Annotated in this window: 15 protein-coding genes; 6 read left to right on the forward strand and 9 right to left on the reverse strand. The window is 45.9% G+C overall.

Annotated elements, in window-relative coordinates; translation table 11 throughout:
- Nucleotides 1-92 precede the first annotated feature (92 nt).
- The 5 genes from HFD99_RS18920 to HFD99_RS18940 form a co-directional block, all read right to left on the reverse strand.
- The gene (locus HFD99_RS18920) at nt 93-722 is read right to left on the reverse strand and encodes a class I SAM-dependent methyltransferase (RefSeq protein ID WP_025365884.1); all 630 of its coding nucleotides are present in this window, start codon (nt 720-722) and stop codon (nt 93-95) included.
- Between the two features lie 42 nt (nt 723-764).
- A complete protein-coding gene (locus tag HFD99_RS18925; RefSeq protein ID WP_123797666.1) occupies nt 765-3,689 on the reverse strand; it encodes a glycosyl hydrolase in 2,925 nt (974 codons plus the stop codon).
- 617 nt (nt 3,690-4,306) lie between these two features.
- The gene (gene ribD, locus HFD99_RS18930; protein WP_016820394.1) at nt 4,307-5,407 is read right to left on the reverse strand and encodes a bifunctional diaminohydroxyphosphoribosylaminopyrimidine deaminase/5-amino-6-(5-phosphoribosylamino)uracil reductase RibD; all 1,101 of its coding nucleotides are present in this window, start codon (nt 5,405-5,407) and stop codon (nt 4,307-4,309) included.
- A complete protein-coding gene (locus HFD99_RS18935; protein WP_016820395.1) occupies nt 5,404-6,168 on the reverse strand; it encodes a GTP cyclohydrolase II in 765 nt (254 codons plus the stop codon). Before HFD99_RS18935 ends, ribD begins: the two co-directional genes overlap by 4 nt.
- Before the next feature lie 83 nt (nt 6,169-6,251).
- The gene (locus HFD99_RS18940; RefSeq protein WP_025365886.1) at nt 6,252-7,349 is read right to left on the reverse strand and encodes an FAD-dependent monooxygenase; all 1,098 of its coding nucleotides are present in this window, start codon (nt 7,347-7,349) and stop codon (nt 6,252-6,254) included.
- 256 nt (nt 7,350-7,605) lie between these two features.
- On the opposite strand from HFD99_RS18940, the gene HFD99_RS18945 reads away from it, so the two are divergent.
- The gene (locus tag HFD99_RS18945; protein ID WP_013312049.1) at nt 7,606-7,941 is read left to right on the forward strand and encodes a winged helix-turn-helix transcriptional regulator; all 336 of its coding nucleotides are present in this window, start codon (nt 7,606-7,608) and stop codon (nt 7,939-7,941) included.
- Nucleotides 7,942-8,111: 170 nt separating this feature from the next.
- On the opposite strand, the gene HFD99_RS18950 is transcribed toward HFD99_RS18945, so the two are convergent.
- Nucleotides 8,112-8,504 carry a winged helix-turn-helix transcriptional regulator gene (locus tag HFD99_RS18950; protein ID WP_016820397.1) on the reverse strand — a complete coding sequence of 131 codons (393 nt, stop codon included), beginning with the start codon at nt 8,502-8,504 and terminating at the stop codon, nt 8,112-8,114.
- Nucleotides 8,505-8,653: 149 nt separating this feature from the next.
- Here HFD99_RS18950 and HFD99_RS18955 point away from each other — a divergent pair, with 149 nt between their 5' ends.
- Nucleotides 8,654-9,172: a DJ-1/PfpI family protein gene (locus HFD99_RS18955; protein ID WP_017425587.1), complete on the forward strand. Its 519-nt coding sequence runs from the start codon at nt 8,654-8,656 to the stop codon at nt 9,170-9,172.
- A gap of 193 nt (nt 9,173-9,365) precedes the next feature.
- The gene (locus tag HFD99_RS18960) at nt 9,366-10,067 is read left to right on the forward strand and encodes a YoaK family protein (RefSeq protein WP_025365887.1); all 702 of its coding nucleotides are present in this window, start codon (nt 9,366-9,368) and stop codon (nt 10,065-10,067) included.
- Nucleotides 10,068-10,079: 12 nt separating this feature from the next.
- Here the strand turns inward: HFD99_RS18960 and HFD99_RS18965 are convergent, their stop codons facing one another.
- Nucleotides 10,080-11,255 (reverse strand): alanyl-tRNA editing protein, encoded by a 1,176-nt coding sequence (locus HFD99_RS18965; RefSeq protein WP_025365888.1) that lies wholly within the window; start codon nt 11,253-11,255, stop codon nt 10,080-10,082.
- A 240-nt stretch (nt 11,256-11,495) separates the two neighbouring features.
- Between HFD99_RS18965 and HFD99_RS18970 the strand changes: the two genes are divergently transcribed.
- The 3 genes from HFD99_RS18970 (at nt 11,496) to HFD99_RS18980 (ending at nt 14,719) form a co-directional block, all read left to right on the forward strand.
- Nucleotides 11,496-12,029, forward strand: a complete 534-nt coding sequence (locus tag HFD99_RS18970) for a MarR family winged helix-turn-helix transcriptional regulator (protein ID WP_017425590.1) — start codon at nt 11,496-11,498, stop codon at nt 12,027-12,029.
- Between the two features lie 136 nt (nt 12,030-12,165).
- Nucleotides 12,166-13,485 carry an HlyD family secretion protein gene (locus HFD99_RS18975; protein WP_025365889.1) on the forward strand — a complete coding sequence of 440 codons (1,320 nt, stop codon included), beginning with the start codon at nt 12,166-12,168 and terminating at the stop codon, nt 13,483-13,485.
- Nucleotides 13,469-14,719 (forward strand): ABC transporter permease, encoded by a 1,251-nt coding sequence (locus tag HFD99_RS18980; RefSeq protein ID WP_123797667.1) that lies wholly within the window; start codon nt 13,469-13,471, stop codon nt 14,717-14,719. The genes HFD99_RS18975 and HFD99_RS18980 overlap by 17 nt, the downstream gene beginning before the upstream one ends.
- Before the next feature lie 155 nt (nt 14,720-14,874).
- On the opposite strand, the gene arsC is transcribed toward HFD99_RS18980, so the two are convergent.
- On the reverse strand, nt 14,875-15,294 hold the full coding sequence (arsC, locus tag HFD99_RS18985) for an arsenate reductase (thioredoxin) (RefSeq protein WP_016820404.1): 420 nt from the start codon (nt 15,292-15,294) through the stop codon (nt 14,875-14,877).
- Nucleotides 15,295-15,319: 25 nt separating this feature from the next.
- Nucleotides 15,320-16,609: an arsenical efflux pump membrane protein ArsB gene (locus HFD99_RS18990; RefSeq protein WP_017425594.1), complete on the reverse strand. Its 1,290-nt coding sequence runs from the start codon at nt 16,607-16,609 to the stop codon at nt 15,320-15,322.
- Nucleotides 16,610-16,686: the final 77 nt, after the last annotated feature.

Consider the following 16,686-nt stretch of genomic DNA (forward strand, 5'->3'; position numbering starts at 1 on the left):
ACATGGCGAAAGTATTACGACCCCATAAAAAACAAAAAAAGACACGGAGGAAGCATATGTGCTTCCCTCGTGTCGTTCTCTCACCATTCACCTTACAGCTCTTTGTGACATTTTACCATGATAAATTTGAATGGAGGTTTGCTTTCCATATTTTTATGTGGCTCAACAATTTCCGAAATTTCTGTTAATCCATATTTTCCGAATTCTTGTTCTATCGAGTCAGCATCATAAAAAAACATGTTTACCCCTTCCATGATCTCGAAATAGTCTTTACCTAGCTGCTTTCCCTTTCCAAACATCGGAGCTTCCTTTGAAATAGTCGTAAAAACCATATATCCATTTGGCTTTAGCTGATGATAGCAATCCTTAATAAATTTCTCTCTCTCACTTTTATTCAATAAGTGAATAAGCGCATAACAAAATATGCCGTCATAAAGCTTGTTATCAAAAGGCATATCCATTACGGAGCCATGAAAAATACTAATATTGAGCCCTTTTTGTCTTGCCAAATCAATCGCTGTTTTTGAAATCTCAATACCTGTAACATGTATTCCGTTGTCCATAAAAACCTTGGCATTTCTACCATATCCAATACCAGGTATCAATATATTCTTAACGTTCTTTTCAATGAAAAAGTCCTTGGTCAGAATTGCTGAGTCTGAAGGTTCAAAGCCCCACATCATTTGATTTTCTATAAAGCTTGATTCCCAAAATTCTGTCATACTTTTATCTCCTCTATAATTATCATATCCATAATTTCAAATTTATTCAGGAGCAAGCCCGGGCTGGGACGTGTCCAACGCCTCGGTCGCGGAAATTTCGGAAACCCCTGTCGTTGTAGAGGCCGTCGGGTGGGTATAGCTGAATGAAGGGGTCTCGTATTGCAATCCCGCCTTTTCATAGGTGAACCAATAGCTGACGGCCTTTCCAATGGTGAGGTCTTTAACCCGCTGCTCCCAAACACCGGCGTTGTTGGTCATCCGGTAGTTGAGCTGTTGCCCACCTGCTAAAGTATAATGCACGTCAACATAGGCTGAGGCTGTTTTAGGGGTAAATTGAATCAGTGCTTCACGATCGCTGACAAAGCGGGCCCGTACGGTGTAATCTTCCGTTTCTCCGCCACCCTCATTGCCGCCAGATGCTGCCTCCGTAGTTACCGATACAGCACGACTTGCCGCAGACAGGTTACCGGCTGCATCACGAGCCTTGACGGTAAAGCTATAAGCGGTCGCTGCATTCAGTCCTGTAATTGAAGCGGAAGTGCCGTTTATCTCTGCCGCCTGAGTCCCGTCCTTATACACGATATATCCCGTAACGCCAACATTGTCTGTAGCTGCCTCCCACTCCAGTGTAACCGCCGAAGCCGTTTTGGCCGTAGCTCGCACATTGGCCGGGCTGGTTGGGGCCTCTATATCAGGTTGTGGATTGCCGCCCCCGTTTCCATTTCCGATATTAAAGCTGTTCGGCTGCACGGTAATACTATGTCCATCTGAAAAGGTTACTATTTTCTCTTGGTTGGTAAAGTTGTAGGCCACATAGGTTTTTACACCGTTCTTATGAAATACAGCATAAATAGGTGAATTGGCAGTGACGCTACGGTCGATGTTGCCAACAGCATCCAAATTATAAATCCAGTGGTAGGCATTCGCCTTGGAATTCCCAGCTTCCGGTGTCATCGCCGCTACGCGTGTACTGAATTTGGCCTTGGCATCGGACGGGTCCGAAATCGCTCTGTACATATACACGATATCTTCCCACGGACTGAAATTCCCACCGCTTTTTTGCAGCAGATTGCTAAAATTTTTAGCCGCATATTCCGGATATTGTGTCAGATACAAGGAAGCAGAAGTAATCGGCAGCCAGTTGATGCCATGCACCTCTGTGGGGTTATTGGTCCACCATGTAGCATTCCCCACCGTTTTACCACCCCAGATCATACTTGCCGTCGCACTTTGCATCCCTGAAGGGGTGTTTGTACCTTGTACATCAAACCAGTATTCGTTAATCGCATTCATTTCCGTTGTATATAGATAGATGCCCAGATCACGAGTTTGGGTATTTCCCGTCGCCTCGCCCCATAAAATCAGACCGGCCCAGGCATTCATCGCTTCCGAGGAGGATTCATTGTTGTTGCCGTCGCCAAATTTGGCATGACCGGAAGCCCAGGTGTGACCGGCATAGGGATCAAAATTACGTAAATACGGAAATTTAGAATCAGACCTGTCTGTATTGGCAATGTCGCGAATGAGCAGCTGCACCATCTGCCCCCATTGTGAATTGGATGCCCAGCTCTTGTCCACCCGTGCAATTTCGGCCGCAGCCTTAATAAAGTATCCATAATGGAAATGATGGTCGTTTAATTCTACCGCACTGCCAAAGCTGTCGGGATAACCGATTAATGTCCCCCAATTGCTATTGTACACAAATAGGTTTGAGCTTTTCAGGTTTCCTGAGCTGTCACTGGCCTTAAACCAGTCCTGTAGCCGACTTTTAATCTCATTGCGGAACTGGGTCGCTGCTGCAGTATTGCCCACCTGGTCAGCAATTGGCGCCAAGGCTGCTAGCTTGCCCAAACGTTTTCCAGTCCAGTATGTGTCACCATCGCCAGAATAGACTTCCGCTTTCGCTTCGTCTATATAACTATTCAGCTTATTTTTATCATAAGACCCCAAATCGGGCAAAGAAGGGAGCACGCCTGTAAACTTCATCTTCGTTTGAAAAGAAGCCCCTTCCGCTGTTTTCATCAGACCACGTACAGAATTGTACGTATAGCCCAGCAGGGACTGTGATGAGTTTTTCCACTGATGTGGATATAAGGCAAAAATAGTACCCGCTTGTGTACCTTGCTTCGCGGTTGTTGTAACGGTAAAGTTGGTTGTTACTTCGGAAGAAGCTTCGTTGTAGCTGTACTGTGCTTTGGAGTTTGTAACAAAAGAATAGGCATATTGCTGAAATTTGTCCAAGGTCGCCGTTGTATTGTCAGGCAAAGCCGCCACTGTAAAATAGTTTTTCCCGTTCAATTGATTGATCAGAGTACTCGTCCCAAGACCAGACCAGGTGCTGCCGGAAGGAGCAAACAGACCATAGTGTGAGCCATTGATCGTAATGCCAAGCACAGGGGAAGTAGCTGAGCCAGACCAGACCTTGGGTACCTCATTGAACGAGAGCTTGGGATTACCGCCGCCAAACTCGAAAAAAACATAAGGAGAGCCATGCCCATAGGTAGCACTCATTTTGTTGCTGCCGCTTTGAAATAACGATTTGACAAACCAGTCACTGAAGCCATCCACCTTGGCATCCGGAAATGAAGCGCTTTCAGAATGTCCGATGGTAAAATCATTCACATCATCCATCCAGCCTGCAATGTATCCCGGATTCACCGTAATTTTTCCGCTTGGGTTAAAGATGCGTAAACCATTTTGCTGATTTTTCAAGGCAAGCGGATGTGGATATTGAGCCTCGGAGTGGGGCACCCAGGCCAGGCTGCTCCACCAGTCGTTGGTAGGCATTGGGCTAGTTACATTCGCTGTCTTGTAAATTTCGTTTTGCGGTGTAGCTGCTCCGGCAGGTAGTGTGGTTGAATAGGAGCCTGTGCCTTGTGTGACCTCACCCGAAAAGGCTTTAGTAGAAACCGGTGCAGCTAAACATATCAGACTGGCACTTAACAAGCATAATATCATTTTTTTCACAACCAACATCCTCCTTTGAATTCTCTTATCCCTTTCCTTGCAAGGCTTTTCCCTTTTCTTCCAAGCTGAATTCAACTTCATTGTGCTTGATCTCTATTTCCAGGTCAATCCTTATATTTCTAAAATCTAACTAAACGAGGCGAAAGTCTCTAAAAATACACAAGAAACCAGGACGAAAAACCCGAAAATTATGTCATTTTGTATTAAGTAATTATGTCATTTTGATTTCACCCCATAAGACGTTCACCTTATGAGTTATTCACCCCATTAACCATTCACCCTACTAACCGTTTAGTATATAAAAAAGACCCTCCAGGCCTTTAGCCCTTCAGATCCTCTGTTCTTTTGAATTTATAAGTTTTTGAATCAATGAGTTTGAGCTTTTAAGTGTTTAGTTTCTCCTGCCCTTCCCATGCTCCACACCATTTCGAAAAATGAGTGACTTTGCGGTAGGCAGCAGCGGAGCGGAGGGGTTGAATCTGGAGAAGCGGAAGCGTTCGCCTTTGCAGTGGGATTCTTACCTTTAAATCTCTTATACAATCGTAGAATCCCACTGCAACAGCGATCGGAAGATCAACCCCTTCGCGGAGCGTCCTTCTCCACCCGAAACAACTCACTCATTTTCCTCGCCCAAAATACCCTTCTATTTTCCAGTCCACGCCAACCTGTGTTACGCTCAAATCCTGCAAGGCCACTGCATCGCTCATCGCAGACACGCCCTCTCCCCCGAGAAAGCCCGGGGCTGCGCGCCCTCCAACCAGCTTCGGCGCCATATACAGCACCAGCTTGTCTGCCAGGCCTTGCTGCACGAACGAAGCGTTCACCTCGGCCCCACCTTCCACGAATACGGACGAGACCTCCTCCGCCCCCAGAATGTCCAGCATTTGCGGAAGGTTGACCCGCTCACTGTTTTCATCCTGTGTCGGATAAACCTTTATACCGAGCTGTTCCAGCTGGCTTCGCTTGCCTTCATCATAAGCCCGCCCTGTGAATATCCAGGTCGGCGCCTCTCCATCTGTAATGACACGAGCATCCAATGGAATTCGAAGCTTACTATCCAGAATGATACGAATCGGATTCCGTCCTTCTGGTAGACGAGTCGTAAGCTGAGGATTATCATGAATCACAGTCTGTACACCGACCAGGATGCCTACATGCTCGTGACGAAGACGATGCACATCCTCCCGTGCAGCCTCAGATGTGATCCACTTGCTTTCAGAGGTTCGAGTTGCAATTTTACCGTCCAGCGTTACTGCCGATTTGATTGTAATAAAAGGTCGCTTGCTCACGATATATTGATTGAACACTTCATTCATGCGGATCGATTCCTGCTCACATACGCCGACAATGACCTCAATGCCCGCATCTTTCAAAATCTGTACCCCTCTGCCGGAAACCAGCGGGTTTGGGTCCAGGGCTGCAATCACCACCCGGCGAATGCCTGCCTTCACAATCGCTTCCGCGCATGGGCCTGTCCGGCCGTGATGAGAACACGGCTCCAGCGTTACGTAGATCGTCGCTCCCTGAGCGTGTTCCCCCGCCATACGCAAGGCATGAATCTCGGCATGTGGCTCACCAGGCTTCAAATGAGCGCCGATCCCAACGATACGGCCATTGTTAACAATGACTGATCCGACGAGCGGATTCGGTTCTGTTTGCCCTTTGGCACTTCTGGCATTTTCCAGTGCCAGGCGCATATATTTTTCGTGAGTGTTCATAGAACCTCCCTGAGATCGGAATCCCGCAAATGGCCGGATCGTTCTACTTTTGTATTCAAGTACCGTTCATTATATTGTGACACATCGCCCCAGAGCGGCATACGTCCCGCCACATTCATACCCGACTTCTTCAAGGCATCCAGCTTTTTAGGGTTATTTGTAATCAGAGTTACTGGTTTTTGTCTCAGATGTTGAAGCACACTAATGGCATCCGCGTAATTGCGTGTATCATCTTCAAAACCCAACTGATGGTTGGCTTCGACGGTATCCATGCCTTCTTCTTGCAGAATATAAGCCATGGCTTTACTAAACAAACCGATTCCGCGACCTTCATGATTTGCCAGATAGAACAATGCACCTGTTCCATGTTCCACAATCATTTTCATCGACTGGTGGAGTTGAAATCCGCAATCACAACGCTTGCTACCAAAAATATCTCCAGTATGGCAAATACTATGCATGCGAACTAATGCATTTTCGGACTGTTGGAGATCCCCGTACACCAATACACTTGATTGTTGTCCCTCCGCCAAGTTCAGTGTGGACAATCGCTTCACGATCGTCTCAGCATTGGCATTCAGTAAGTTCTGGCGATCTTCCTCGTCCCGTACAGGTAGCCAGCAATACCATTGAAAAACAACCGTTTCCCCTTCCAAATTAACTGGCAGCTTGATCGGTCCTACCAAAATCGTCGAGGATTGCTCTCCACGAACAGTTTGGATTTTATCGTTAAGTAGCGTAGCTACATCTTTAATGTTCATCTCTCTGCACCATCCTTTATATAAACTCTATATATGAAATGCCTCGCATTTCTCAGGCTAATCGTTGTTGTCAGGGTTTTATATCATTTAACTATGTGTAAAAAATGTTCATGAAACGTGGACTCCATGATCAGTTGACGCTCCTGAAGCTCGGTGACAGCCTGCCGTCGTCCGTCTTCGAAAGCCTTCAGGTCTTCTGCCGTATATACCTGCTGGCGTAAACGAAGAAGCTCACTGGCCAGCACATCGGCATCCTTCAAAGCAGCGTTCAAACCAAAAGCTCCCGTAGGTGTCATGGTATGCGCCGCATCTCCAATCAGGACCAGTCCATTCTGTGCCCATGTGTCACTACGGCTGCTGAAAATATCCAACGGTACGAAGTCCTTCCATGAACGAATGTGATCATGCACACTATGCTCTAAATCCGGAAAAGCCTCCGTAAACAGCTGTATAAATGGTTCAAAAGATTGCTTAAACAGGGTGGAAAAGCTCCCCTCCTCCACATTCCAGCCAATTTGGATATAACCCTCAGCCTGCGAGAATAAAGCCAACTGACCTCCGTTGACCAGAGCCAGACGAGTGATGGGCTCCCACCCGGCAGGTGCCGTGATTTTGGCCCATAGCAGATCATAGCCGTGGCGAATGTTCGTCACAGGCATCTGCGCTAGCTTGCGCACAGTCGAATAGCGTCCGTCTGCCCCCACAATCAAAGAACTGTGAATCGTAATCTCATGACCGTTCTTATCGCGGGCGGTCAAGCCCGTGTACCCCTGCTCGCTGTCACCCTCCAACGCATTCACAGTTGTACCTGCCAGGTAACGGAAAGACTCGTAGGTGGACGCCTGCTTGAGCAGAGCTTCCAAAAATCGAGGTTGTGGAATATGCACCCCTACATTACCATGGATTGAAGCTGGCTCAACCGTCTTGACCTGCTGCTGATGCTGCCAATATTCGATTCTTGTGGAGGCGAGAATATGATCCTCATGAATTTGTTCGAGCAGTTTATGTTTGCGGATCACTTCCTGACCCTCATCGTTTAAAATTTCACCGCGGAAAGCCTTTCCGGGCACGCTCTGCCGCTCAACCAATATCGTTGAAACACCCTGCTCCGCCAGTAGACAGGATAACAAAGTCCCTGCGGGTCCCCCTCCAACTACGCACACTTCACATTCTAGCTTCATCCGACTTCCCCCTGCACCCAAACCATAACCTCAACGATTCGTCCGTATCTGTTCATTTAATTACATCATTAATCATATCAAATTAAGTTCAAATTTTAAGCATTTACATCTTAAACTCCGTATCAAAGCTAACAAGTTACTTTATGTAACAAAGTATATTTATATCATTCGATTTCGTCAAGTAATAAATTTATGTAAAGTAAAATCATTTACTTTTAACAGTGAATCGTTAATAATAGGAGCATGAGGTGATCACATGAATATTCCGCAGATGTGCCCACGGTTTGAAAAGGCTATGGAGCTACTGAGCAAGCGTTGGACGGTGTTGATCGTATTTCAACTAACGAATGGTCCGCAGCGTTTCGTCGCTATTGAGAATTCAATTCCTAACTTAAGTGGAAAAGTCCTTTCGGACCGTTTGAAAGAGCTGGAGGAAGAAGGAATCATTCAACGTATGGTTTATCCTGAAAAGCCTGTGCGGATTGAATACTCCCTTACGGATAAGGGACGCGATTTAGCTCCTTTATTTGACCATATTGGTACTTGGGCTACACGCTGGATTGAGGTTTTACCAGCCCTTGAACAGCAATGATCCATATGGGCTACAGCTATTTTTCCTAGACTAACATGATCAAGACACACAGACTGCTAACGTGCCAAAGAACGCCTTTGCTCTAGGTACAATTCGTACTCATCGTGCAAGGCGTTCTATTTTTTTATATGACGGAGTGTTAAAGGTCCATCTAAGATCGCATCCAAGATTTAAACATTTCCCTCACTGCTGCGTTGCATTTCCTCACGGATGGATTGCACCCGTTTTTTCCCCCAGTCATACATCATCTCCACAATCGGTAAAATCGTCATCCCCAGCTCAGTCATCGAATACTCCACCTTTGGAGGCACTTCGGGATACACTTCCCGGTGTACAATACCGTCCTCCATCAACTCCCGTAGCTGGTTGGTCAGCACTTTATGCGACAGCTTCGGAAACAACCTTTGCAGGTCACTGAACCGGTGCGGCCCTTCGACACCCAGATGCCATAAAATAACGACCTTCCATTTCCCGCTCAGCACAGATAGCGTTAATTCCTTTTCGCAGTTGTAGTCTCCGTTTACAATTTTCTCCCGTATTTCTTCTCTCAGCGTATCAGACATATATCAATTAACTCCTTCGAAATCATCATGATCTTCCACATGAATAGTAACCTGCAGGTAACCTCCGTACTTGAAAGTGCATTCTTCACAGCCCGACGAAGCCACCCTACAATAGTAAATAACGTTACACACTCAAGGAGGAATAGAGTATGAGTAAAAAAGCTCTTTTTATTATACCCCCAGAGCGCTTTAATGAGGATGAATTATTTAAACCAAAAGAAGCGCTGGAGCAAGCAGGTGTTACTGTAACATTAGCCAGTACAAAAACAGGCGAAATCATGGGTGACTACAACGGTAAAGCGACGGCTGATCTTGTCTTTACAGACGCTGTGCCGGCTGAGTATGATGTGGTATCTGTAATCGGCGGATCAGGAACAAATGATCATCTGTGGAATAACGCGGATCTCCAAGCTCTGCTGAAACAAGCTCATGAGCAAAAGACTTTAGTGGCTGGCATCTGCGCAGGCTCTGTAGCTGTGGCTCAAACCGGCCTGCTCTCTGGCAGAACGGCTACATGCTACCCCGTGGATGTGCAAAAGGATCAGCTCCAATCGCATCAAGCCGACTATGTCGCTCAGCATGTCGTCGCTCATAGCGATATTATTACAGCCGACGGCCCAGATGGTGCACAGGAGTTTGGTAAAGCACTCGTTCAAGCTCTGCAATAAGCATATTCTCGAAGTTCCAGATGGCACTTTAAGCAGCACTCCAACAAGCCGCATCGCGTCCTTTCTATTGTATGGGACCTGATGTGGCTTCTTTGTGTCATTTTCATGCTTAAGTGATTAATTTAATTGTATGGTCCTGGATTTTCGTGTTAGCTTTAAAGAATCGACGTTTAGTATAGGAGGCTTATATGCCGTGTTTATGAAAGGCAAAATCCATTTACATCAGGTAACGTCCGAATCGTTACGACTGGGCGCCTTACTATCATTAGTAGGGGGCTTTTTGGACACATATACCTTTGTTGGAAGAGGCGGTGTTTTCGCCAACGCACAGACAGGCAATATCGTCCTGCTGGCTGTCAAAGTCATTCAGGGGCACTGGGTTCAGGCATTATCCTATATCCCGCCTCTGATCGCCTTTTCACTGGGGGTTTTTGTTGCTGAAGGGATTAAACGCAAATCAACCCACCGTTTAACTCCAGACTGGACCCGCACAATTCTTTTACTGGAAATCGCGATTTTTTTCATCGTGGGATTGATTCCGCAAGGAGTTCCCAATACGGTAGTAGTGGTGATCGTCTCATTCGTCGCTTCCGTGCAAATGACTTCCTTCCGCAAGCTCATTGATGTGCCGTACACCTCCACGGTCAGCACCGGTAACCTTCGATCAGCTATCGAGGCTGTGTATGTCGCTGTAACGACCAAGGACACGAACGCTGCCATTCGAGCGATGCGTTATGGTGTCATCCTGGCTGCCTTCTTGGTAGGAGCCTTGCTGGGGGGATTTCTGACTTTGACGATTGGGGATAAAGCCGTTTGGGGCGCTGTTGTTGCACTTATTTTTTCTTTTATTTTATTTACAGAAGAGGAAAAGTGGAAGCTACCGCTGCGTCACTAATCCTCCATTATATTAGCCCTGAATGAACTGCCGCTGGGCCGTTTCAAAGAAATTCAAGAGGTTCTCGCGGGACGAAAATGCTGCCTGAGCAGATTGGTTGCTACCGCCCCCCTTGCCCTGAAACGCGCCCAGATTCTCTTTCAAAAACGCTCCGCAGCTAACGGATTGGCTACCATTATGTGCCAGAATGATTTTGTTTTCGGCTGTTGTGGCAAATAAAACAAGCAAATCATGCTCAGCTGTCAGCTTGGCAGCCAATTGCTGCATCTCCTGAATGGATTTTTGTTCAAATACATGAGCAAGAACATGCCCCTGTACAGCAGACAGCAGCTCTTTCGCTTGGTACGATGCATTTTCCTCTTGTAGAAACTCCACTTGCGCCTTGAGCTGCTTATGCTCCTGCTCCCATTTTTCGAATCGAGTCAAAATATCCTTTCGCCCAGTATTGAACTTCGCAGACAACACGTCCAAAATCCGAACACTCTCATTAAAGTCCTGGAGTGCGCGAGCACCACATTTGAAATGGATTCTTGCCATCCCTTTTTGCTTTTCCCATTTCAAGCATTTAATCATCCCGATTTCCCCGGCCTGAGCCACATGTGTACCGCCGCAAGCATTATATTCAATGCCTTCGATCTCAACAATCCGAATATTTTCTGTTACTTTAGGCATTTTCACAAGCGGAATGTCCTTCAATTGCTCATGGGTTACAAAATAACTTTTTATGCTGCGGTTATTGTAGATTTGCCGATTTGCTTCCTGCTCGATTGCCGATAGCTGCGCGGATGTTATATCAGAACAGTTGACATCAATTGTGGCGTACTCTTGTCCCAAATGAAAGCTTTCTGTACGCGCACCCAACAGTTCCAGACAAATCGCTGACAGCAAATGCTGCCCGCTATGCTGCTGCATATGATCAAATCTGCGCTCCCAATCCAATTGGCAGGCCACTTTCTCCTCCTCTGGCAAACGTTCTACCTGATGCCAAATGTCCCCATCCTCAAGAACCACATCTAATACACGGATGCCCTGAATCGTTCCTGTATCACATGGCTGACCTCCGCCATGCGGATAAAAGGCCGTTTCCTTGAGCATAACAAAAAATGCTCCGTCTCTTTCCATGCTCTGTGTAATATGAGTGTCCCACTCCGTAAGATTTGGAGCGGTGTAATATAATTTTGTCGCCATGTCAGGTCCCTCACTTTTGGGTATCTTTGTCTCGTGCGATATCCACTTATTATCAAGCACTTCACTGTAAATATCAATGTAGTGAATAGCTTAAACTACTGCACGGACAACCTCCATATAGTGAAAAATCTGCATGACGATTAACAAAATTTAGCTTGAAATTCATTTTTGAATCGATTAAGATTAGTCGACTAACTAATTTGTCGACTGGAACACAATGTAAGAAGAAAGGAGAACCTCATGGATTTTGATTTACGGGATTTGCCCACTCGTGAAGCGCTGCAAGAATTTTCTATGCGTATCCCAGAGATTGATGTAAGAGCGACAGAAGCGATGCTATTTTTTATGCGCGTATCCTCCAGTCTTTTTAAAGTCAGCTTTGAAGGCTTTGAGAAGTTTGGTATATCTCACGGAAAATTTTCAATATTAATTCTCCTGTATCGCAACATTCAAACAGGGTTGCTGGCTACAGAGCTTGCGGAGAAAGTAGGGGTTAGCAAGCCTACCGTTACCGGTCTGCTTGACCGTCTGGAACGCGATGGGCTTATTATGAGATCCGTTCACCCTTCCGACCGCCGTATGAGTATTGTTAAACTGACCGAACAAGGAACAGAAATGATGGAGAGACTGCTGCCTGTACATTTTACATGCACTTCCACACTGATGAGCCATCTATCCAACGATGAAAAAGAACTGCTCCTGACATTACTGAAAAAAATAGAAAGCGGCATCCCTGAAGCAAAAGAGATATATAAAGCAGCAAAGCCAGAGTAAGTTTTAATTTTTGCATTTTAGTTAGCCGGCTAACATCTAAATTATTAAATAATAGAATAAATAAAATGTACATAATCAGGATATTTATTCGAGTCTAGGTTGAATCCATTTTATGAACTTAAGGAGCATATTACCCATGAATCGCACACAAGTCACCAGCCTTATCATCCCTGTCATTTCTATTGCCTGTCTGATCGGCGGGGGGTTCCTGCTTCAGACTAACGGACAAGATCAAGTCACTGCTTCGCGATCCGTTAAAGGCACAACGCTCAATGCTGATAGCATTCATGTATCTTTTGAACAAGTAGGCGGCAAAGTCCTAAACATCCCGGTAACAGAAGAAACGAAAGTGAAAAAAGGAACTGTCCTTATGGCTTTGGATTCCAAAGATGTGGATTTGCAAATTGAGCAGCTGCGGACACAAATTGCGCAGTTCAATACACAGATCAGCCAACAGCAACAATCCATCCAATTAGGGTACACACGAGCAACAACTCAGGAAAAACAAGCACAGCTGGATATCGCGCAAGCTCAAGTCACTGAGAGCAAAAGCCAAGCGGCACTGCTGCGGGCACAGGCAGCTGAGCGTCAAGCCACTGCTGCGGAACAACAGGTCAATAATGGTGCTCGGGATGAAGATGTTCAGCAGCAACGAATTGCCGTAGCTTCTGCCACCAAAAACGTTCAGACGGCTCAGACTAACTACAAACGTAATAAAGCACTTTATGATGCAGGAAGTGCATCCAAAGCAGTGTTAGATGATGCTGAATCCTCATTGACTTTAGCGACAAATCAGTTGAGCCAGCAAAAGGAGTCTCTTCAAAAGCTGCTCCATGGCGCTACTCCTGAAGAACGTATGCAGGCCAGTGAACAGACCACACAAGCAGCGGTTGCGGTAAAACAAGCCGAGGAGGAAATCCGTGGTGCCCAATTGTCCGTCAATCGTTCCAGAACCCAACTGGAAACCATTCAGCAAAGCCGTCAACAGTTGGCAGATCAGAAGTTGGCTATCGACCTTTTAAAGCAACAAAAAGACACACAGGAAGTTCAGCTTAAAACATTGCTGCTCAAAAAAGAGCGACTGGTATTAAAGGCACCACAGGATGGCAAGGTTACTTCGATTAGTACAAAAGTCGGGGAAAATGTCGCGCAAGGAGCGCCTGTGATTACCCTGGAAACCAACGATTTATATTACGATCTGTATGTCAATGAGGAACAAGCGGGTAAATTCAAGGCCAATCAAGAAGTTAAAACCCGAGTATCTGCTCTCAACAAGGACTTGAAAGGTACCGTACGTTATGTGACCGCTGCGCCGCAATTCGCTAATGTAAAGATGTCCCGTGAAAAAGGTGAGGCAGATACCGCCACATTCCAAGTACGTGTATATGTAACAAGAGAAGCCGCTTTGCTACCAGGCATGACAGTTGAGGTGAATACGAATGAAATCACTTCGTGATGAATGGACGTATCTGGTTCACTCCAAGTATCCGATCATAGCTATCATCTTCCCTCTGATTGCAGTGCTGGGGTACTCCCTGCTGCTCCCAAGCAGCCAAATTAACGATGCTAACGTGGTAGTAGTGGATCAGGACAACACAGACTACAGCCGTGAGTTGATCCAGAAGATAGATGCTTCTCCATATATGAACGTAGCAGAGATTGTTTCGTTTACGGACAATCCTGAGCAGTATTTTTATCACGAAAAATATTTAGCCGTTATTTCCCTGCCGCACGGTTTAGAGGACAATCACCATCGTTCCCTTTCCAGTCGCGTGGGTCTCATTCTTGATAATACCAACGTTCAATCTATTACTTCCATTCGTACAGCTATGCAGGAAATTAGCGTTTCTGAGAATATGGAACTGTCTGTTCCAGCTATGTTGAAAACGGGGATGAACGCCGAACAGGCTCAGGGAGCTCTCAATGGTATTGCCTTGGAGGTGCGTTCCCTGTTTAACCCAACCAATGATTATCAGAATACGACGATACTTGCATTCACTTGTATGTTCTCTTTTATGATACTCAATATCAATAGCTTACCTATCGTCGCCAGACTAAGGGTTTCCAAGAGACTGGCTGCCGAACTGCAAAATCCGTTCAACATCCTACTGCGTATTCTTCCTTATACGCTGTTTTCGACGGCTGGCTTAATCTTCTCTCTCGGGATGCTTAAAATGTTTGGGGGAGGTCGTTTCGAAGCCAATCCGATCCTCTTCATGATTCCGGTTGTCCTGTATGTATTCGGTACCGTATGCTTCAATGTTCTGGTTGCATGGGGCGCTGCACATCCGGGGATTGCCATTGGCAGAATGGTGATGGTGCTCATGCCTGCTTTTGTACTATCGGGGGCCGTTCTTTCCAGATCACTGTTTCCACCTTTAGCGATTCAAATCGGTGATTTCTTTCCCTTCGTATGGATGTACAAATTCCTCCGCACCATGGGACTGCGCGGTGCATCTTTTCAGGAGATGCTTCCGGAACTCGGATCTTTGTTACTATATGTCGGTGTACTCTCCATGCTGGTGATCGCCAGAGCACTGTGGGAAAAACAGAAGCTGACCAAGCAGACTGCAGGCGCTGCTCCTGAAAAGGGATCGCCACATCCCGTTATTCCAGCAAGCTCAACTGGCGGCGGGTTATCTATGCAAGGGGCACCATCAGCACCTATGCACGAGCCTATAAAAGGATAGAGTCTCGCCTGTAAAATAAAAAGGGTTAAGTGTCGTCTAACGAGCTTTAACCCTTTTTCATTAACATGAAGATCTTCTATTTCAAAAATGCCAAACAAACACCGCCCTTTTAAGGAAGTATGCCTGAGTTCGCCCTTCCTAAGCCGTGCACTGGTTTATTCACCGGTCTCCGCAAATTTGCGAATACGAGCCCCGACTTCATCCCGTACACGCTGGAATACACTCCATTTCTCTTCTTCTGTTCCTTGTGCTTTAGCCGGATCATCAAATCCCCAATGTTCGCGGCGCACGTACGGAGGTGTAGTAGGACATTTATCGGCAGCATCTCCGCATAAGGTCACAACTAAATCCGCACTATTCAGCAAAACAGAATCAATAATATCTGAAGTTTGACCGGAAATATCCATCCCAACTTCATTCATCGCTTGCACCGCTTTAGGGTTGAGGCCGTGTGCTTCAATGCCCGCACTGTATACATTCCAACGGTCTCCCAAGTATTGTTTAGCCCAGCCTTCTGCCATTTGACTGCGGCAAGAATTACCAGTGCACAAAAAATAAATTGTCTTCTTATCCATCATCAGCGTCTCCTTCAATTGTACATTATGAAATGATTAACCACAGATATAAGCCCAGTAGGGTAATAAAAAGTGTAGGAATAGTTAAGACGATGCCTGTTTTAAAATAAGTACCCCATGAAATTTTCACGTTTTTCGAACGAAGCACATGCAACCACAATAAGGTGGCTAACGAACCAATTGGGGTTATCTTCGGTCCGAGATCCGACCCTATAACGTTAGCATAAATCAGTGCCTCTTTGACTATACCAGTTGTATGGGTGGCATCAATGGCAAGCGCATTAATCATGACCGTAGGTAAGTTATTCATACCCGACGAGATAATCGCCGCAATAAATCCCATGACCATGGTGGCCACAAACATACCTTGATCAGCAGCCGCTTGAATCACATGGGACAGCAGATCCGTCAAACCGGCATTACGCACACCATACACCACCACATACATTCCGATAGAGAAAAACACGATGGCCCATGGAGCGCCCTTGATGACTTCTTTCATGGGTACCACAGGGCTTCTTCTAGCCATCAGCAAGAAAAAGATGGCAATGATACCGGCCACCACCGAGACGGGAATGTCTAAAAATTCGCTTGCAAAGTAGCCAACCAACAATATTGTGAGAACAACCCAGGACATACGGAACATCTTTGGATCTTTTATCGCATTTGCAGGCGTGATTAACTGTGTCGTATCAAACGTTTTAGGAATTCTTTTGCGAAAAAAGAGATACAGTACCACGATACTAGCCAATAAGGAAAACAGATTAGGTACAATCATACGACTCGCATATTCCATAAAACTGATTCCAAAAAAGTCGGCTGACACAATATTAACGAGGTTGCTGACTACAAGCGGAAGCGACGTCGTATCTGCAATAAATCCGCTCGCAATGATAAAAGGAAATACCATTTTCTCATCCAATTTCAGTGCCCGAACCATCGCCAGTACAATTGGTGTCAAAATTAAGGCCGCACCGTCATTGGCAAAAAAGGCAGCAACTACGGCACCCAGCAGGCTCACATAGACAAACATCCGGGTTCCGCTTCCACGGGCTATCCGTGCCATGTGAAGTGCTGCCCATTCGAAGAAGCCGATTTTATCAAGGACTAACGAAATCAGAATAATGGCGACAAAAGCTAGTGTGGCATTCCAGACAATTTGAGTCACTTCCCAAACATCATGCAAATCCACTACACCTACCAGCAAGGCGAGTATGGCACCGCCGCAGGCAGACCATCCAATGGAAAGATGTTTAGGCTGCCAGATCACCAATACTAAAGTAACTAAGAATATAATGCATGCTAACAAAATCAATGTTCTAAACCTCCATTACATTACCTTATAAACATATACTTATATTAAAAACACCACAAAGAGATAAACGGAACAGG

The organism is Paenibacillus sp. EKM301P (assembly GCF_011800295.1).
Classification (GTDB): domain Bacteria; phylum Bacillota; class Bacilli; order Paenibacillales; family Paenibacillaceae; genus Paenibacillus; species Paenibacillus polymyxa.

Coding starts and splice junctions, on each gene's coding strand:
- HFD99_RS18920 (WP_025365884.1), bottom strand. CDS start 722: ATGACAGAATTTTGGGAATCAAGCTTTATAGAAAATCAAATGATGTGG.
- ribD (WP_016820394.1), bottom strand. CDS start 5,407: ATGAACACTCACGAAAAATATATGCGCCTGGCACTGGAAAATGCCAGA.
- HFD99_RS18935 (WP_016820395.1), bottom strand. CDS start 6,168: ATGAACATTAAAGATGTAGCTACGCTACTTAACGATAAAATCCAAACT.
- HFD99_RS18940 (WP_025365886.1), bottom strand. CDS start 7,349: ATGAAGCTAGAATGTGAAGTGTGCGTAGTTGGAGGGGGACCCGCAGGG.
- HFD99_RS18945 (WP_013312049.1), top strand. CDS start 7,606: ATGAATATTCCGCAGATGTGCCCACGGTTTGAAAAGGCTATGGAGCTA.
- HFD99_RS18950 (WP_016820397.1), bottom strand. CDS start 8,504: ATGTCTGATACGCTGAGAGAAGAAATACGGGAGAAAATTGTAAACGGA.
- HFD99_RS18955 (WP_017425587.1), top strand. CDS start 8,654: ATGAGTAAAAAAGCTCTTTTTATTATACCCCCAGAGCGCTTTAATGAG.
- HFD99_RS18965 (WP_025365888.1), bottom strand. CDS start 11,255: ATGGCGACAAAATTATATTACACCGCTCCAAATCTTACGGAGTGGGAC.
- HFD99_RS18970 (WP_017425590.1), top strand. CDS start 11,496: ATGGATTTTGATTTACGGGATTTGCCCACTCGTGAAGCGCTGCAAGAA.
- HFD99_RS18975 (WP_025365889.1), top strand. CDS start 12,166: ATGAATCGCACACAAGTCACCAGCCTTATCATCCCTGTCATTTCTATT.
- HFD99_RS18980 (WP_123797667.1), top strand. CDS start 13,469: ATGAAATCACTTCGTGATGAATGGACGTATCTGGTTCACTCCAAGTAT.
- arsC (WP_016820404.1), bottom strand. CDS start 15,294: ATGGATAAGAAGACAATTTATTTTTTGTGCACTGGTAATTCTTGCCGC.